A 17,038-nucleotide genomic window follows, 5' to 3' on the forward strand; every position below is an offset into this window, starting at 1 on the left:
TTCAGCCTCGGAGGACTTCATGAGCGCCATCGCCAAACTTTGCGAACGAATCAAACAAAAAGGCCTGCTTCATACGCTCCAGACGTTGTGGAAGCGCTATGTGTATTTGCACCGAGAGCTGTTGTGGCTGGGGCGCGATCTGGTCACACCGGTGGCGCCAAACAAACTGCGGCCCTATACCGGCTTGCGTCTGGTGACCATTACCCAGGAGAACGCCACGGCTTTCACCAAGTATTACGGTAACCGCGTCAAGGCCATGGCACAGATCGCCTCCGAAGGTCACACCGGGCACATGTATGTGGACGAGCAAGGTGATGCCGTCGGATTCATCTGGGGCAGCCTCAGTGACTACTTTGACCAGCACTATTACGGTTGCTGGTTCAGGGTCAAACCCGGGGAGTTTTTCCAGTTCGGCGGCGAAATGATCCCTCTCTACTTCGGCTCCAGCCTGTCGGTGGACGCCCAGTACAACATCTGGGGTGCGATGCGGGCTCAAGGTTGCGAAAAGGTCATGGACGTCTGCGATGCCCGCAACATCCAGGCCATGAAAATGCACCTGCGCATGGACTACCAGGAACAGGGACGCATCACCCACGTCTACGACCTGTTCGGCCGCTTTCGCTTCTTCCGCGAAACCTGCTACAGCGGCTCGCGGCTGACTGCGTTGCGCAAACCGGAACAGCAGACAGTGACCGCGGCGCAGGTGTGATGGGTTTTGCGTCCGGCTCAGACCAATGTTTGCTCGCGAAGAGGGCGTATCAGCGATTTTAATGTTGTCTGGTACACCGCTTTCGCGAGCAAGCCCGCTCACACACCTGACCGCCTCTCCCTTTGGGAGCGGGCTGCCCACGATGGCAGACGGCAACAACTTCACGCCCGAACGGTATATTCACGCGTGTCAAAAACCACCGCTGTCTGCGAATTCGCGACCTGATCCATATTCACCCTGAAGCGGATGGACAATGTGCTGCCATCCCCCAGATTCTGCAGGTAGCTGTACAAAACCATAACGCTGTAGCCATTCAGTACCCAACTTCGATGAACCGCATTGTTGTTGCCCGTCCACATGCTGAGATTGTGGCTGGCACCACTGGCGTTGCGGCCCTCCAGGTCAAGCCAGATCCGCTGTCCGACGGCAATATGCGGCCAGCAGCCAAACTGGAGAGTCGCCCCGGCCGTCACGTCTTTCAGATCCAGAACGGCAGTACCGTTCGCCTCGGTAATCACCGGAGCAATGAACTTGGCTGCCGGGATCGTCAGAACGTTGAGCAGAAACGGTTGCGAGGTCACCGGGGCCGATGCACCGCGTGTGTAGGTGAAGGTCACCTCCACCCCTTTACCCAGGCTAAACGCCACCAATGAAACGCGCAGTGCTATTTCTATGGGGCGATTGCTGCCAGCCAGAACTGCGCTTGTCGTTTGCGAACCCGCTGCCGGCGTGCCGGGCGCGGCCTTCCAAGTCACAGTGATTAAGTCTTCGGGCTCCAGCTCCAACATGTTCAAGACTGCGGTCAGGTATTGGCTGGCAACAAGGGGGTCCAGGTTGACGTTATCGGGTGCCTCTTTGATCGACAGCCGGCGATTTTGCAATATCACATTGATCGACCATGGGTTGGACACATCACGGTTGCCGTATAAGGCTTGGGCCGTGAAAACGTGTGGTCCTTCAGTCAATCCGGTTACCTGGTATTTCCAATTGCCACGATCGACCCTGACCGTACCTTGGGAATCTTGCCCATCAAAGATTTCAACTTCTCCATCCATCGAGGCGGAACCTTCGACTGTCACGCTGCTATGCTCGGTATCCCGACCATCGGCAATATCCTGTCCGAGTGGATCTTTCACCAACAGGATCACCGGTGCACCTGTTCTGACAATGTAGTTTCGATGCGCAAACCGCTGGGCAATAGCCACATCCTGGCTCCCCTCCAGGCCGGCCATGAACTCCAGGGTCAGCAGGCTACGATCCTTGAGACCTGTCAGCAGGTTGGCGGAGTAGTTTCGCGCATAGAAGCCCTTGCTAAATTCCTGGTCGACAAGGTTGCCCGGCGCACTCCAGTACAACTCATCGAACGCACTATCGTCGGCGTTGGTTCCTCTGAGCCGCAACCAGAAGTACTGGCCCTCAGTGAGCAAAGGCCAGGCATTGATCCGCAAGGTGAATTCAGTCAGGGCATTGACATCAAGAACTGAACCATCGCCCAAGTCGGATGCCTGCGTGATAAACGGTCTGGGCAAATCACTTTGCATGACAGGCAACACGTACAGAATCAGAGGCTTAGAAGTCACCGGCGCCGACGCGCCTCGAACGACGGTGTAGCTCAGTTTCACCGTTTTTCCCTGATTAAAAATTACCAGCGGCACCCCGCCTATCCCGACCGCCAATGGCCGCAGCACTCCAACCGAGAAGGGATCCGAGGTATATGAGCCAGCCCCCTCGACACCCGCCCAGGTTATGTGAACGCTGTCCCCGGGTTCAATAGCGTATTCGATGATGATCGTGCAGCTATACCTGAGCGCCACTGGATTCAGGAGGTCGGAGGTCGGGTTTTCGCGAATGCGGGGGGGCGGTAAGTCATCGGTGACTAGTTCAGCAGTCTGACTATTCATCATTTCATTCCCTGTGCGTGCCAAGCCGTTACTGGCATCGACGTATCTATCAACGTCAGGTTCTGGGCATTAGCCCCAATAATTGACGTGATTGGGTTCGGCGATCTGCTAAAGCTCGAGGGGCTTCCCTCACTTCAGTGTGTGTCAGCCCAACGGAACGAGACGTTCCAATGCCTCGGCCACTCCAAATCCGTACGCTGGATCAGCCTTGGTGCAGTTTTCGATATGGCGCTGACGAATCGCCTGGGGCACGCCTTTCATTGATCGTGCGGTGTTGTCGAACAGCAGTTGTTTGCGCACCGGGTCCAGCAGACGGAACAGGTTACCCGGCTGCTCGTAATGATCATTTTCCAATCGATGGTCATAGTGCTGGACAAAACCTTCCACTGGCAGCGGCGGGTCGGCTAGCTCCGGCGAGTCCTGCCACTCGTCGACGCTGTTGGGGAAGTAACTGGCGGTACCACCGAGATTGCCGTCGGTGCGCATGGCGCCGTCGCGGTGATAGCTGTGCGCCGGGTTGCGCGGTGCGTTGACCGGAATGTGATTGAAGTTCACCCCCAATCGATAGCGCTGTGCATCGCCATAGGAAAACAGCCGCGCCTGGAGCATGCGGTCCGGAGAAAAGCTCACACCCGGCACCACGTTGGCCGGCGAAAACGCCGCTTGTTCGATTTCAGCGAAGTGGTTCTCGGCGTTGCGATTGAGTTCCATGATGCCCACTTCAATCAGCGGAAACTCGCCGTGGGGCCAGACCTTGGTCAAGTCGAACGGGTTGTGCCGATAGTCAATCGCCTGCTGTTCCTCCATCACCTGAATGTGCAGTTTCCAGCGCGGGAAGTTGCCCTGCTCGATGACTTCGTACAGATCTCGCAGGTTGCTTTCGCGGTCCTTTCCGACCACCGCTTCAGCCTCGGCATCCGAGAGGTTTTCGATGCCTTGCTGGCAGACGAAATGAAACTTCACCCACACCCTTTTGTTGTCACTGTTGATCAGGCTGAAGGTGTGGCTACCGAAACCGTGCATGTGACGGAAGCTGGTGGGAATCCCGCGATCGCTCATCACGATGGTCACCTGGTGCAGCGCTTCGGGCAGCAGGGTCCAGAAGTCCCAGTTGCTGGTGGCGTTGCGCAGACCGGTGCGCGGGTCGCGTTTGACCACGTGGTTGAGGTCAGCGAAACGCAGCGGGTCGCGAAAGAAAAACACCGGTGTGTTATTGCCGACAATGTCCCAGTTGCCTTCGTCGGTGTAGAACTTCACGGCGAAACCACGGATATCGCGCTCGGCATCCGCCGCGCCGCGCTCTCCTGCTACCGAGGAAAAACGCACGAACAGCGGCGTTTCCTTGCCCACGGTGTTGAACATATTGGCCTTGGTGTAGCGGCTGATGTCGTGGGTGACGGTAAAGGTGCCATAGGCGCCCGCGCCCTTGGCGTGCATGCGTCGCTCGGGAATGAGTTCGCGGTCGAAGTGGGCAAGTTTTTCCAATAACCAAATGTCTTGCAAGACCGCCGGCCCGCGAGGACCGGCGGTCTGGATATTGAGGTTATTGACCACCGGAGCGCCGGTGGCATTTGTGAGCTTTTTCATGGAGATGACCTCGTGGCGCTTGTTGCTCTTATCAGGAGCGAAAACCGGCGGGGGGCGGTAGATCGTTGGCATTCTCTATGTGTGATCAGCTAGCTACCGGGGCATTGGCTTATCAAACACTGGAGCGGCAACTGGCGCCACTGTCAGAACTTACAGGTCAGCGACTAATTCTGACGAACGGTGGTGTGTAGCTTCACGAGGGAGAGCTTGCTTCCTCGCCACAGGGTGTGGCGATTGATCAAAGGGTTTCACCCGGCACAAACCCATTTCTCAAAGCCGACACTCAGCGCTTCACCGCCATCAACGTGTAACACAACGGCAACTGGGCCTTTTGCTGCTGATATCGATCGTAGAGTTCTTCGCGGTTGGAGTGCGGGTATTCCTTGAAGTGGCTGATCTGCAACCCCGCCTCAATGGCACCAGTGAAGATGGCGCCCAGGGTGTGGACGAACCAGTAAGACGCTGATGCGGGCTGTTCGACTTTGCCTTCGTAAACGATCGGCTGGTTCTGGACGAAAGGTTCGCTGCGAAAATACGAGCTGTCCGGGCGATCGGGATCGGCTGACTCGGGGTCGAACATTTCCAGGAACGGGTGGGTTTCATACACCACCAGAGCACCGCCGGGCTTGAGGGTTTGCGCGGCATGGCGCAAGAAGTCGGCGATGTCCGGCATCCAGTTCAATACGCCGATGGTAATCAGCGCTACATCGAAACGCTGGTGAAGATCAGTCGGCAGATGATGGATGTCCGCCTCGATGAATTCGGGCGCATGGGGCGAACGGGATGCCAGCTCCCGGGCCTGATCGAGAAAGGCCTCCGACTGGTCAATGCCCACGACACGGCGGGCTCCCAGCGCAAACAGCGAAAGACTTTCGCGTCCGTTGTTGCAGCCGAGCTGCACCACATCCTTGCCGTCGACGCCGACCTGTTGAAGCAACCCGGTGAGGGTGTCATCCAGACAGGAAAAGTCGCCATGGCTCACGGCACTCAAACAGGCCTGCCACTCAGGGGTGTCTTTGTGGTGTGGGGCGGAGTCATTCCAGGCATCGCGATTACTGGCGATGGCTTTTTCTTTTGTCGGCATTTCCATTGCACGCTCCAGAATTCGGGCCTTCGATTGGCCGGCACGAGTCTGGATCAGCGTCAGCAAAACCACCATTCGAGCTTTGTTGTGATCTTGTAATCACCGGTAGCGCGAACCCTCTTCGCCTTGATTCAAGCGCTCACGCAAGAACTCGATCAGCGCCTGCACCGGTCGTGACCTCTGGCGATGCTGCGGGTAGACCGCCGACAAAGTCAGCGGCTCGGGGCGAAAATCATCCAGCACCGACACAAGCCTGCCGTCCTCCAGGGCCGAACCGACGATGAAGGTCGGCAGGTACGTGATGCCCATGCCGGCGATGGCCGCGTCCTTGAGCAACTCACCATTATTGACCCGCATCCGCCCGGTGACGTTGATGTTCTGCGGCTTGCCACGCCCCTCGAAACGCCATTGCACCTGACGACTGTGGCCGTAAGGCAGGCAATCATGGGTGTGCAAATCCTCAGGTTTGAGCGGCGTGCCACGCGCGGCCAGATACACCGGGCTGGCGCAATACACTCGCTCGATGGCGGCGAGGCGTCGGGCGATCAATGTCGAGTCTTCCAGCACGCCGATGCGCAATGCCAAATCGTAACCCTCGCCGAGCAAGTCCACCGGCCGATCACTCAGGTCGACCTCCACGGTGACCTCGCGATAACGTTGCAAAAACTCCGGCAACAGACAGCCCAGATGCGCCACGGCAAACGACAACGGTGCACTCAGGCGAATGGTGCCACGAGGCTCGGTGGTCTGACCGGCGATACCCTGTTCCACTTGCTCCACTTCGCTGAGCAGGCGCAGGGCTGATTCGTAATAACTCTGTCCCAGCGGCGTGACGTCCAATCGCCGGGTCGAACGGTTGAGCAGGCGCACGCCGAGGCGCTCTTCCAGTTGCATCAGGCGGCGACTGACGAGTTGCTTGGACAACCCTAATTGATCGGCTGCCGCAGTAAAGCTGCCAGAGTCCATGACCTGGCAAAACATACGCATATCTTCGAACGGGTTCATTGTCGCGCTCTGGTTGACAGCCAAACGCTTTATAGCCGTTTTTTCGTTTCCGGCTCTCCCAATCCAAAAATCAAAAGATCGCAGGCTTCGCCAGCTCTCCTACGAAGATGGAGTACAGAGGGGTGTACCCATTCATGTAGGCGCTGGCGAAGCCTGCGATCTTTTCAAGCGGCCGGCCGATACCGGCCGCCATACCTCTTACTTCGCGGTGAACGTCGTGTAGCTGTTGATCAGGTTGCGGTAGTTCGGAATGCGCTGGGACAACAGGTTGGCCAGGCCTTCCATGTCGTTGCGCCAGTCGCCCTGCAGCTCGCAGGCCACGGAGAACCAGTTCAGCAGTTGCGCACCGGCAGCCGACATGCGAGCCCACGCCGCCTGTTGCACCGTGGTGTTGAAGGTGCCGGAAGCGTCGGTTACCACGAACACCTCAAACCCTTCAGCCAGCGCCGACAGTGTCGGGAACGCCACACAGACATCCGTCACAACACCGGCAATGATCAGTTGCTTACGGCCAGTGGCCTTCACGGCTTTGACGAAGTCTTCGTTGTCCCAGGCATTGATCTGGCCCGGGCGTGCAATGAACGGAGCGTCCGGGAACTGCTCTTTAAGCTCCGGCACGATCGGGCCGTTCGGGCCGCTGTCGAAACTGGTGGTGAGGATGGTCGGCAGATCAAAGAACTTGGCGATGTCGCCCAGGGCCAGCACGTTGTTCTTGAATTCGTTGGGCGAGAAATCCTGCACCAACGAGATCAGGCCAGTCTGGTGATCAACCAGCAGTACCACTGCATCATCTTTGTTCAGACGCTTGTAAGGAACGTTGCTCATGTGAAACTCCTCGCGGAATGGACTTTTTCAGGGACGCCGACCCACCAGGCCGACGCATTTTTTAATCACTAGAAGGCAAAGCACGAGCAGCCAAACGCGCCCCAGAACCCCTGGAAATCGCTGACCGGCGCATTCGACAAGCGCGCCCGTTCATGGCTGTGGGAATGCACCGCGCACGGCCCGCTGCACTGGTGAACCTGCGCCTGCATCGGTGAAGCCGGACGCCAGTGACCAGGCACCTTGACCACCGGCGACCAGTCCGGCAGCACTGGCACGCTGGGAGGCCCGAGTTTTTCGAACTCGCCAGCGGCGTACACCACTTTGCCGCCAACCACGGTCAATACCGATTCGATCCACTTGATGGCTTCTTCCTCGACACTGAAAAAGTCCGCGCTCAGGGCGGCGACGTCGGCCAGTTGCCCGACCTTGATCTGGCCTTTCTTGCCTTGTTCGGAGGAAAACCAGGCACTGCCATGGGTGAACAGTTCCAGCGCGGTCTGCCGGGGCAGGCCTTCGCTGTGCAAGGCCAGCCCGCCGACGGTGCGACCGCTGACCATCCAGTACAACGAAGTCCAAGGGTTGTAGCTGGACACTCGAGTCGCATCGGTGCCGGCGCCCACCGGTACACCTTCAGCCAGCATGCGCTTGATTGGCGGTGTGTTTTCGGCGGCCTTGGCGCCGTAACGCTCGGCGAAATACTCGCCCTGGAACGCCATGCGATCCTGGATCGCGATGCCACCGCCCAACGCCCTTACCCGCTCGATGTTCTGTGGGGTAATGGTTTCGGCGTGATCGAAGAACCACGGCAAACCGTTGAAGGGAATGTCGCGGTTGACCTTCTCGAACACGTCGAGCATGCGGCTGATGGATTCGTTGTAGGTCGCATGCAAACGGAACGGCCAGCGCTGCTCGACGAGGTGGCGAACCACCGGTTCCAGCTCGTCTTCCATGGTTGCCGGCAAGTCTGGACGCGGCTCGAGGAAGTCTTCGAAATCCGCCGCCGAGAACACCAGCATTTCCCCGGCGCCGTTGTGCCGCAGGAAGTCGTCGCCCTGATGCAACTTGACGCTGCCGGTCCAGTTCTTGAAGTCGGTCAGTTCTTCCTTGGGCTTCTGGGTGAACAGGTTGTAGGCGATGCGCACGGTCAGTTGCTGGTCCTTGGCCAACTGCTCGATCACCGCGTAGTCGTCCGGGTAATTCTGGAAACCACCGCCGGCATCGATGGCGCTGGTCAGGCCCAGGCGATTGAGTTCGCGCATGAACTGGCGGGTCGAGTTGACCTGATACTCCAGCGGCAACTTCGGCCCCTTGGCCAGGGTCGAGTACAAAATCATCGCGTTGGGGCGGGCCACCAGCATGCCGGTCGGCTCACCGTTGGCATCGCGCACAATCTCGCCGCCCGGTGGGTTCGGCGTGTTGCGGGTGTAACCGGCGACGCGCAATGCGGCGCGGTTGAGCAAGGCGCGATCGTACAAATGCAGCACGAACACCGGTGTATCGGGTGCGGCCTGGTTAAGCTCTTCCAGCGTCGGCATACGTTTTTCGGCAAACTGAAATTCGTTCCAGCCACCCACCACCCGCACCCACTGCGGCGTGGGCGTGCGGTCGGCCTGATCCTTGAGCATGCGCAAGGCATCGGCCAGGGACGGCACACCTTCCCAGCGCAGTTCGAGGTTGTAGTTCAAACCACCACGGATCAGGTGCAAGTGCGAGTCGTTGAGGCCGGGGATGACGCAACGGCCCTTGAGGTCGATGATCTGTGTGCCCGAACCGCGCAGGGCCATGGCATCGGCATCGGTACCGACCACGACAAAGCGGCCGTCGCTGATCGCCACGGCACTGGCGAGAGGCTTCTCACGGTCAACGGTATGGAATTGGCCATTGAACAAAATCAGATCGGCGTTCATCGCGTTTCCTTAAGGCTGTGTGGAATGGGACTGGCCGGCTTCCAGCCACGGCGCGAACAGGCGCGTGACCAGCGGCATAAAGACGTACACCACCGACAGCACGATAGTCAGGGTGATCAGAAAAGTGGCGACCACGTAGTTGGACAGGAAGGCATTGAGCTGCAACAGCGGTCCCCAGAGCAGCGGCACCAGCAAGGTGTGCGGCAGGATCACCAGCAACGTCACCACGGCCTGCTTCCAGCGCGGCGGTGGCGAACCGGCCTCAGCCAGCGGTGCGAACCAGAATTCATTGACCGGGTTGACCTCGGTCTGGTCGCCGTCGGCCAGCATCGGCGCAGCTTCGTCGACCAGGGCCTGGCGTTGTGGCGAGTCGAGCCAGCGCTGCATCGCGTCAGTGGAGCAAAACCGCAGCACGCAGGTGAACAGGTCGAGGCCACCGCTCTTGCCGCGAATCACATCCACGCCCAAGTGCCCTTCGCGTTGCCCGGCCACACTGACGATGTTGCGCAACCAGGCTTCATAGGCTGCTTCAAAACCGGCCTTGACCCGATGTTTGACGATCAGCGTCACGATCTCATCGATACGATTGGAATCAGGCATAACGGAGGGCTCCGGCGAAACGAATATTGAGCGCCAGCCGTCCGGGCCCGGCGATGAAAATGCTGGTGAACAGAATCAACAGCAGCCAGCCGAACTGCCCTTCGGCCACGCTCCATTGCGGATGCACGATCAGCATCGCCACCAGCAGCACAAACAAAACAGGCAGGCACGCCAGACGCACAAATACGCCAGCGACGATCAGCAATGGGCACAGCACTTCGGCGAAGATCGCCAGGATTAGCGTGAGGTGAGCGCCGAGGTGGAACGGGTCTTCGATGCGCTGCAGTTCGGCGCTGTAATCGAGCAGTTTCGGCAAGCCGTGCACACACAACAGAAACAGCCCGCCGCTGACACGCAGAAACAGCAGCCCGAAATCTTGCGCCCGTTCATTCCGTTGGGAAGCGTTCATGGCCCTACCCTTGTTCAATCATTGCCCTGAATAGTGCAGTGACGGGGTAGGAAAAAATTGAATGTACGTGCTCTCTTTGTACGGGGAACGCCGTATACAAAGACAACACAACTCACTGTGGCGAGGGGGCTTGCCCCCGTTGGGCTGCGAAGCGGCACCAAAACCTGCAATCACCGTCTGTCTGGCAAACCGCATGCTCAGGTTTTACGACTGCTGCGCAGCCGGACGGGGGCAAGCCCCCTCGCCACAAGTTTGTTTCGTTACCGGGATGAATCAGCCTTCAATTCCAGACTATCCAGCGCCCGGCTCACAGCCAGTTCACCCAGCATGATGAGCTGCGCGACGCCCAGTATCGTATTGCGCTGCGACCCCTCCAGAAACCCGGCACAGTCACTGGCGATCACCTTGGCCGAGGCAAAGGATTCACAGGCATTGACCAGCAGCTCTTCGATGTCGATGCCCAGGGCGACGGTGTAAATCGTGCTCGGTTTGCGCGGGGGCTGATTGGCGCCGTCGGGGTCGGACGGTTTGAAGTAGTGATCGAGAGCACGCTCGGCGGCTTCGTTGAGTTTTTTGGGATCGAGGGGATCGTAGGGGGAAACGTCGTCGATTTCTGGCGGGTTAGGTGTGGCTTTGAACATGGTGAATCTCCTTTGGAAAATAGCACCACCAGCACCTGTCGCTAAACAAATAAGGGTGGCGACTGTATGCAGGTTAGCGAACCGGTCAAAGGCACCCGGTAGACCCGAAGGTCTCCCGCATACAGCCACCATAACGCAATTGCAGACGTCAAAAGTCGGCAATGAAGTCTGGAGCACTGATGCACTTTGAATAGTCCGAGTCGCTAAACCCGATCGCTGATTGGCAGCGATGCGGAAACGATAAAGACCAGGCCCAAAGCGCACAAGCCGGCGGATTCTGGCGCAGTCGTAGGCAACGGCGCAAGGATCTGTAGCTTCCCGGAAATCATCTTCAACACTATTCAACAAATCTGTCAGACAGACACAGATTCTTGTGGGAGCGGGCTTGCCCGCGATAGCGGTCTGCCAGTCGACACCAATGCAGATGTGCCGACGTCATCGCGGGCAAGCCCGCTCCCACAGTGTTTGAGGAGTTTTGAAAACCTGTATTCGCAGCCTTAAACCACCGGAATATCCAGCGCCACCGACATGAACTGACTGATCCGCGAACGCAGCCATTTCTCGGCAGGGTCGTTGTCATGCACCCCGCTCCACGCCATCGACAACTGCGCCGCATCGATGGGGAACGGCGGATCTTCGGCGCGCAAAGCGCATCCCTCAACCAACGCGCAGGCTGCGTAATCGGGGACAGTAGCGATCATCTCGGTGCCGGCGAGCAACGCGCGCAAACCGCTGAATTGCGGCACACCCAGCACCACCCGGCGAGAGCGCCCGACTTTGGCCAGATCCACATCGATGTTGCCGCTCAGGTCACCGGAGAACGACACCATCGCGTGCGGCCGCGCGCAATATTCGTCGAGGGTCAGCGGCCCTGGACGATCGTCACCGCGCAGCACTTTGCAGGGAATGTCGCGCAGGCGTTTGCGCTTGGCATTGGCCGGCAGGTCGGTGGTGTAACTCACCCCCACCGAAATCTCGCCAGAGGCGAGCAACGCCGGCATCAGCAGGTAGTTGGCGCGACGCACCACAACCACGATCCCCGGCGCTTCTTCTTGCAGTTTGCGCAACAACGGCGGAAACAGTCCGAACTCGGCATCGTCCGACAGCCCGATGCGAAAAACATCGCAACTGTTCGCCGGATCGAATTCCTTGGCGCGGCTGACCGCTCCCGAGATCGTGTCCATCGCCGGTTGCAATTCCTTGAGAATCGCCAGTGCCCGCGCCGTCGGCTCCATGCCGCGACCATTGCGCAGCAACAACGGATCGTCGAACAAATCACGCAGCCGTCCCAGCGCAGCACTCACCGCCGGCTGGCCCATGAACAGCTTCTCGGCGACGCGTGTCAGGTTTTTTTCGAACATCAATGCCTCGAAAATCACCAGCAGGTTCATGTCGACGCGGCGCAGATCGTTACGGTTCATAAGCACAATCCCATTGTGTTTTCAGCCCGGCACGGGGTTAACGAGTGTGGCCGACTGTGCTCGAGACAGCCATGCCCATCGAGAAATTAACAACGTTTAACTCGCAAGCCAAAGCCTGTGCGACCAACAATAACGCCCTCTGCGCAAATCTTTTTTCAGAACGAACGTACTGGCTAAAGATCGCAGCCTCCGGCAGCTCCGGGCGTTCACATCACCGCGTAGGCGCTGCCGAAGGCTGCGATCTTTGGATCTTGATCAGCCCTTGATGAACGTCAGCAGATCTTCGTTGAGTTGATCCTTATGAGTATCGGTCAGGCCGTGGGGGGCTCCCGGGTAGATTTTCAATGTGGAGCCCTTGACCAGTTTCGCCGCAGCGATGCCGGCGGCTTCGATCGGCACGACCTGGTCGTCGTCGCCATGCACCACCAGGGTCGGCACGTCGAATTTGTTCAGGTCTTCGGTGAAGTCGGTTTCGGAGAACGCCTTGATGCAGTCATACGCGTTCTTGTGCCCGGACATCATGCCCTGCAGCCAGAACCAGTCGATCATGCCTTGGGACGGCTTGGCACCCGGGCGGTTGAAGCCAAAGAACGGACCGCTGGCCAGATCCTTGTACAGCTGCGAACGGTCGGCCAGGGACGCCTGACGAATACCGTCGAACACTTCCAGCGGCAAGCCGCCAGGGTTGGCTTCGGTCTTGAGCATCAACGGCGGCACTGCGGAAATCAGCCCGGCTTTGGCCACGCGACCAGTGCCGTGGCGACCGATGTAGCGCGCCACTTCGCCACCGCCGGTGGAGAAGCCGAACAGCACGGCATTTTGCAGGTTTAGATGCTCGATCAGCTGCGCCAGATCATCTGCGTAAGTGTCCATTTCATTGCCGAACCATGGCTGGCTCGAACGACCGTGACCACGGCGATCATGGGCAATGACCCGGTAGCCTTTGGAAGCCAGGAAGATCATCTGCGACTCCCAGCTGTCGGCGTTCAATGGCCAGCCGTGGCTGAAGACGATCGGCTGACCGGTGCCCCAGTCCTTGTAGTAAATCTCGGTGCCGTCTCGGGTGGTAAAGGTACTCATTGTGATGCCTCCTCATGCATGGATTTTTGCGACGTTCCCGGTGCTCACTTCCTCGACCGGAATCAGCCGACAGGTGCCTTGAACTTGAAGAGATGGATTATTGAGCGTTGACCGGACGCACGACGAATTAAAAGTTATTAATTTTTAATGGTGTGCCCGCACCTTCCTGGCAATGAGTTCACGGGTATCCTGGCAGGCATGGATGTCGGTACAACGACCACGCAAGGAGCATCACGACCATCACAGTGCGCATGACGGCCAACGCTTCCTAACTGAACTGTTCGCGGTATTGAGTGGGGGTCAGGCCGAGCTTGTCACTGAACAGAAAACGCATATGCCGCACGCTGCCGAAGCCACTTTTATAGGCCACGGTCTTGAGCGGCAGGTCAGTGGTTTCCAGCAGGTTTCGGGCGCAATCGATGCGCGCACTTTGCAAAAACTCCATGGGCGTCATGTTCACTTCCCGGGCGAAAACCCGGGCGAAGTGCCGCGCACTCATGTTCACCAGACTGGCCATGCGTTCGATGCTGAACGCTTCATCGAGGTGTTCGAGCACGTGGTTCTGCACCCGGGTGATCGGCGTTTCATGGGGTGCCACTGCCGCCATCAACGGGCTGAACTGCGCCTGCCCGCCCTGGCGTTTCATGACGACCAACAATACCTTGGCGACGTCCTGGGCAACCTTTTTGCCATGGTCTTCGGCAACCACCGCCAGCGCCAGGTCGATGCCTGCAGTGACTCCGCCAGAGGTGATGAGATTGCGGTCCTGCACGTAAATCTGATCGGTCTCGACAGTGGCCTTGGGGAAGCCTTTGATCAGGCGTTCGGTGTAATGCCAGTGAGTGGTCACGCGATAACCGTCCAGCAGCCCGGCATGCCCGAGCACGAATGCGCCGGTGCAGATCGACCCATAACGGTTCGACCGGGTAACAGCGCCCTGAAGCCAGCCTAGCAACGGTGGATGTTTTTCGTTGTAGGCCCCCGGACCGCCCGGCACCAGCAACAAGTCATAGCGCTCGTTCGCCTGATCGATAGGCAAATCAGCGTGGACGTTAACGCCGTTGGAGGCTCGCAGCGCACCCGGCTCGGTGCCGATGGTTGACAGCTCGTAACGGTCCGCCGGTTGCAGATAACGATTGGCGATGGAAAACACCTCCATCGGACCGGCCATGTCGAGCAGAAGAAAGTCGGGGAACAGCACCATTGCCACGGTTTTCATGGATTGAACATCACTGATATCAAAGAAGAAGGTTAGCGTCAGCTGCGCTGAGCATCAGGGCCAAATGTAACCACTAGAATACGTGAACCGGCACCAAAAATTGTCAACTCTAAAGAGACAGTATTTCAATTTCCATCTACTTATTGCACCAAACAGTAAACATTAACCTTCTCCTCACTCGGACGAATTCACGTCCTGACAGGAGATTTCATCATGCTGACCCTTCGTAAAGCTTCGGATCGTGGCGCGGCCAATCACGGTTGGTTGAAATCGTTCCACACTTTCTCCTTCGCCAACTACCGCAACCCGCGGGAGCAGGGTTTTTCCGACCTGCTGGTGATCAACGACGACCGCGTGGCAGCCGGCAAAGGCTTTGGCCAGCACCCTCACCGTGACATGGAGATTTTTTCCTATGTGCTCGAAGGCGCCCTGGAACACAAAGACACTCTGGGCACCGGTTCGGTGATCCGCCCCGGTGATGTGCAGTTGATGAGCGCTGGCAGCGGCGTGGCTCACAGCGAATTCAACCATTCGCCGAGCAAACCGGTGCACTTTCTGCAAATCTGGATCGTGCCAGAGGTCAGCGGCGCCAAACCGCGTTATCAGCAAGAACACTTCAGCACGCAGAAAAAACGCGGGCGCTTGCAACTGATCATCTCGCCTGATGGCGCCAACGGGTCGCTGAAAGTTCGCCAGGATGCGCGTGTGTATGCCGGCCTGATCGACGGCAAGGAAAGCGCCACGCTGCAGCTGGCCGCCAATCGCTACGCCTATGTGCATGTGGCGCGTGGCAGTGTCGAGTTGAACGGCGTCCAGTTGCAGGAAGGCGATGGTGTGCGGGTTCGTGAGGAGCACGTGCTGACATTGAGCAACGGCATGGATGCCGAGGTGCTGGTGTTTGATTTGCGGCCGCAAGAGTTGCCGCAGATGCCGTGAAGCCCCCTCGCCACATTAAAATGCGCGGGCTGGCACAGCGATAACCACGAGCCTGCTCGTTGAACAGCTGCGCATACCGCCCGCCGCGACCAGGCTGTCGTTAGAATCGGAATATCGGAATCGCGGCACATGTAGCTGTGAATCTGCCCACCGGATCATTCCTGCCCACCGGCAAACCATCCCCCTCAATTGCATGGCGTAACCGCGATCCAGACGCTCTATAAAAGGATGCAACCATGCCCTCGGCGGCCGCTTGCTGCCAACGCGCTCAGGGCTTTGCTATCTAAGTCAAACCCGCCGGCACTCAAGAGCGACGCATTCTGGATGGCTCCCGCCATGCGGGTCGTTCGATTCGATGCGGGAGGGTTAGTTTGCGAAAAGAGTCCGTAACCGGGCTCCTCCCCCGGTTAGTACATAAAAATTTAATGGCGCTTTAATATCAAGTTTTGGATTTTTTCAATCCCAAACAGCATAAACTACACGTTGACAAATTATCCCCCCGAGCAAAATATTACGAATATAATCCAAAATGGCTCAACTAATAGAGTCAATCGCCCTAAAATGAGGCGGTCGCTTGTTGATCACCTTCCGATTGTGCACTACATCAGCTTGAAACACCGTGGAATATCCTTATAAATCAACTACAATTTTCAAACGCGGACATCCGCACAGTTCAAACGCAAGACTTCGCAGTTGTGCTTCATTCTGCAGCCAAGTGGGCAATTGGCCATTGCGCCGGTATCGCCCGTAGAAAAGTCAACCTAAAAAACCCTAGTCCGACTGGAGGGAGTCACCAACTAACGTTCGATCACAAACACCATGGGCTTAAGCCCTCGGCATTTGCCTATGTCATTGAATCAGCTAAAACTACAGGGCATGGAGCGACGTGTGTTCAAGACGGAAAATGTTATAAAAAGTCAGATAACGTCAGTATTTTGTGTATTAAGATTGCAACGCCAGCACATATGAGTAATTTGCATGATGAGTACTGAGAGCAAAACCGATAATAGCCAGAGGGGTATTCTCGCTATTGGGCGCACTTGGCGCTCAACCGAGAAACTTCGCCAACTATTTGTACCTGATCTCAAACATGTTTATACATTAGATTATCCAAGCCCGACAAGCCTGGATATCGAAACGCAAAAACTCGATACTGTATTGATAGATATCGAAAGCCCCTCCATATTTAATGATTGCCTGGCGCTGATCAAGAAATTACGTACGAACCCGGCGGAACTGGCCATTATCGTCGCAATCAACTATCGCTCTCCGCACGCTAAAATTGAATGCTACCTGGCCGGCGCTAATCATTGTATCAATGTCCCTAACGATCAGGATGAAAAAGCCAGACTACTCTCAGAGCTGATAGAAACTCCCGAATGGCAGCCAAGTGTAAAGTTGACCCTGGATCAAACATGCCTGCACTTATACAACAATGAGTACAAACTGGATCTGGCCTATCAGGAAATGAAAGCCCTGGATGCGCTGATCAATGCAGAAGGTAATATCCTGCACCATGATTGCATGGCAGAGTCCATGGGTTTGAATATAAAACTCTACGACTCACGTGTTTTGGAGAAATCCATAAGCCGCCTTCGAAACAAAATCAAAAAGCACTTCGGCATTAACATTATTCACAGCGTGCGTGGTTATGGTTATCGACTGCTTCGAGGAGTCGTCTCTGTTAATCAAACAAATTTTCACTCTTAAAGGA

At 57.3% G+C, this 17,038-nt stretch carries 15 protein-coding genes; 3 read left to right on the plus strand and 12 right to left on the minus strand.

Features of this window, described 5'->3' with window-relative positions:
* The first annotated feature begins 19 nt into the window (after window positions 1-19).
* Window positions 20-709: an N-acetyltransferase gene (locus FHW68_RS02290; RefSeq protein ID WP_183678486.1), complete on the plus strand. Its 690-nt coding sequence runs from the start codon at window positions 20-22 to the stop codon at window positions 707-709.
* Window positions 710-870: 161 nt separating this feature from the next.
* Here FHW68_RS02290 and FHW68_RS02295 read toward each other — a convergent pair whose 3' ends face one another.
* The 12 genes from FHW68_RS02295 to FHW68_RS02350 form a co-directional block, all read right to left on the minus strand.
* Window positions 871-2,610, minus strand: coding sequence for a hypothetical protein (locus tag FHW68_RS02295; protein ID WP_183678488.1), 1,740 nt, complete (start codon window positions 2,608-2,610; stop codon window positions 871-873).
* A gap of 144 nt (window positions 2,611-2,754) precedes the next feature.
* Window positions 2,755-4,197 (minus strand): catalase, encoded by a 1,443-nt coding sequence (locus tag FHW68_RS02300; RefSeq protein ID WP_095631784.1) that lies wholly within the window; start codon window positions 4,195-4,197, stop codon window positions 2,755-2,757.
* A 283-nt stretch (window positions 4,198-4,480) separates the two neighbouring features.
* Complete coding sequence (locus FHW68_RS02305) at window positions 4,481-5,287, minus strand: class I SAM-dependent methyltransferase (RefSeq protein ID WP_183678490.1); 807 nt, start codon at window positions 5,285-5,287, stop codon at window positions 4,481-4,483.
* 93 nt (window positions 5,288-5,380) lie between these two features.
* Window positions 5,381-6,286, minus strand: a complete 906-nt coding sequence (locus FHW68_RS02310; RefSeq protein WP_095631785.1) for a LysR family transcriptional regulator — start codon at window positions 6,284-6,286, stop codon at window positions 5,381-5,383.
* Window positions 6,287-6,484: 198 nt separating this feature from the next.
* Window positions 6,485-7,111 (minus strand): isochorismate family cysteine hydrolase YcaC, encoded by a 627-nt coding sequence (gene ycaC / locus FHW68_RS02315; protein WP_095631786.1) that lies wholly within the window; start codon window positions 7,109-7,111, stop codon window positions 6,485-6,487.
* A gap of 68 nt (window positions 7,112-7,179) precedes the next feature.
* The gene (locus tag FHW68_RS02320) at window positions 7,180-9,018 is read right to left on the minus strand and encodes an amidohydrolase (RefSeq protein ID WP_183678492.1); all 1,839 of its coding nucleotides are present in this window, start codon (window positions 9,016-9,018) and stop codon (window positions 7,180-7,182) included.
* Between the two features lie 9 nt (window positions 9,019-9,027).
* The gene (locus FHW68_RS02325) at window positions 9,028-9,618 is read right to left on the minus strand and encodes an antibiotic biosynthesis monooxygenase (RefSeq protein ID WP_183678494.1); all 591 of its coding nucleotides are present in this window, start codon (window positions 9,616-9,618) and stop codon (window positions 9,028-9,030) included.
* Window positions 9,611-10,027: a DoxX family protein gene (locus tag FHW68_RS02330; protein ID WP_095631789.1), complete on the minus strand. Its 417-nt coding sequence runs from the start codon at window positions 10,025-10,027 to the stop codon at window positions 9,611-9,613. Before FHW68_RS02330 ends, FHW68_RS02325 begins: the two co-directional genes overlap by 8 nt.
* A gap of 260 nt (window positions 10,028-10,287) precedes the next feature.
* Complete coding sequence (locus tag FHW68_RS02335; RefSeq protein WP_095631790.1) at window positions 10,288-10,668, minus strand: DUF6124 family protein; 381 nt, start codon at window positions 10,666-10,668, stop codon at window positions 10,288-10,290.
* Between the two features lie 497 nt (window positions 10,669-11,165).
* Window positions 11,166-12,089, minus strand: a complete 924-nt coding sequence (locus FHW68_RS02340; RefSeq protein WP_183678496.1) for a LysR family transcriptional regulator — start codon at window positions 12,087-12,089, stop codon at window positions 11,166-11,168.
* Between the two features lie 255 nt (window positions 12,090-12,344).
* Window positions 12,345-13,169, minus strand: a complete 825-nt coding sequence (locus FHW68_RS02345) for an alpha/beta fold hydrolase (protein ID WP_183678498.1) — start codon at window positions 13,167-13,169, stop codon at window positions 12,345-12,347.
* A gap of 268 nt (window positions 13,170-13,437) precedes the next feature.
* Window positions 13,438-14,388, minus strand: coding sequence for a GlxA family transcriptional regulator (locus FHW68_RS02350; protein WP_095631793.1), 951 nt, complete (start codon window positions 14,386-14,388; stop codon window positions 13,438-13,440).
* Between the two features lie 213 nt (window positions 14,389-14,601).
* Here FHW68_RS02350 and FHW68_RS02355 point away from each other — a divergent pair, with 213 nt between their 5' ends.
* Together FHW68_RS02355 and FHW68_RS02360 are read left to right on the plus strand one after the other, a co-directional pair.
* Entirely contained in the window at window positions 14,602-15,324 is a 723-nt protein-coding gene (locus tag FHW68_RS02355; protein WP_183678500.1) for a pirin family protein, read from the plus strand.
* A 978-nt stretch (window positions 15,325-16,302) separates the two neighbouring features.
* A complete protein-coding gene (locus FHW68_RS02360) occupies window positions 16,303-17,034 on the plus strand; it encodes a winged helix-turn-helix domain-containing protein (RefSeq protein ID WP_183678502.1) in 732 nt (243 codons plus the stop codon).
* Window positions 17,035-17,038: the final 4 nt, after the last annotated feature.

Source organism: Pseudomonas sp. Tn43 (genome assembly GCF_014192635.1).
In the GTDB taxonomy this organism is placed as follows: domain Bacteria; phylum Pseudomonadota; class Gammaproteobacteria; order Pseudomonadales; family Pseudomonadaceae; genus Aquipseudomonas.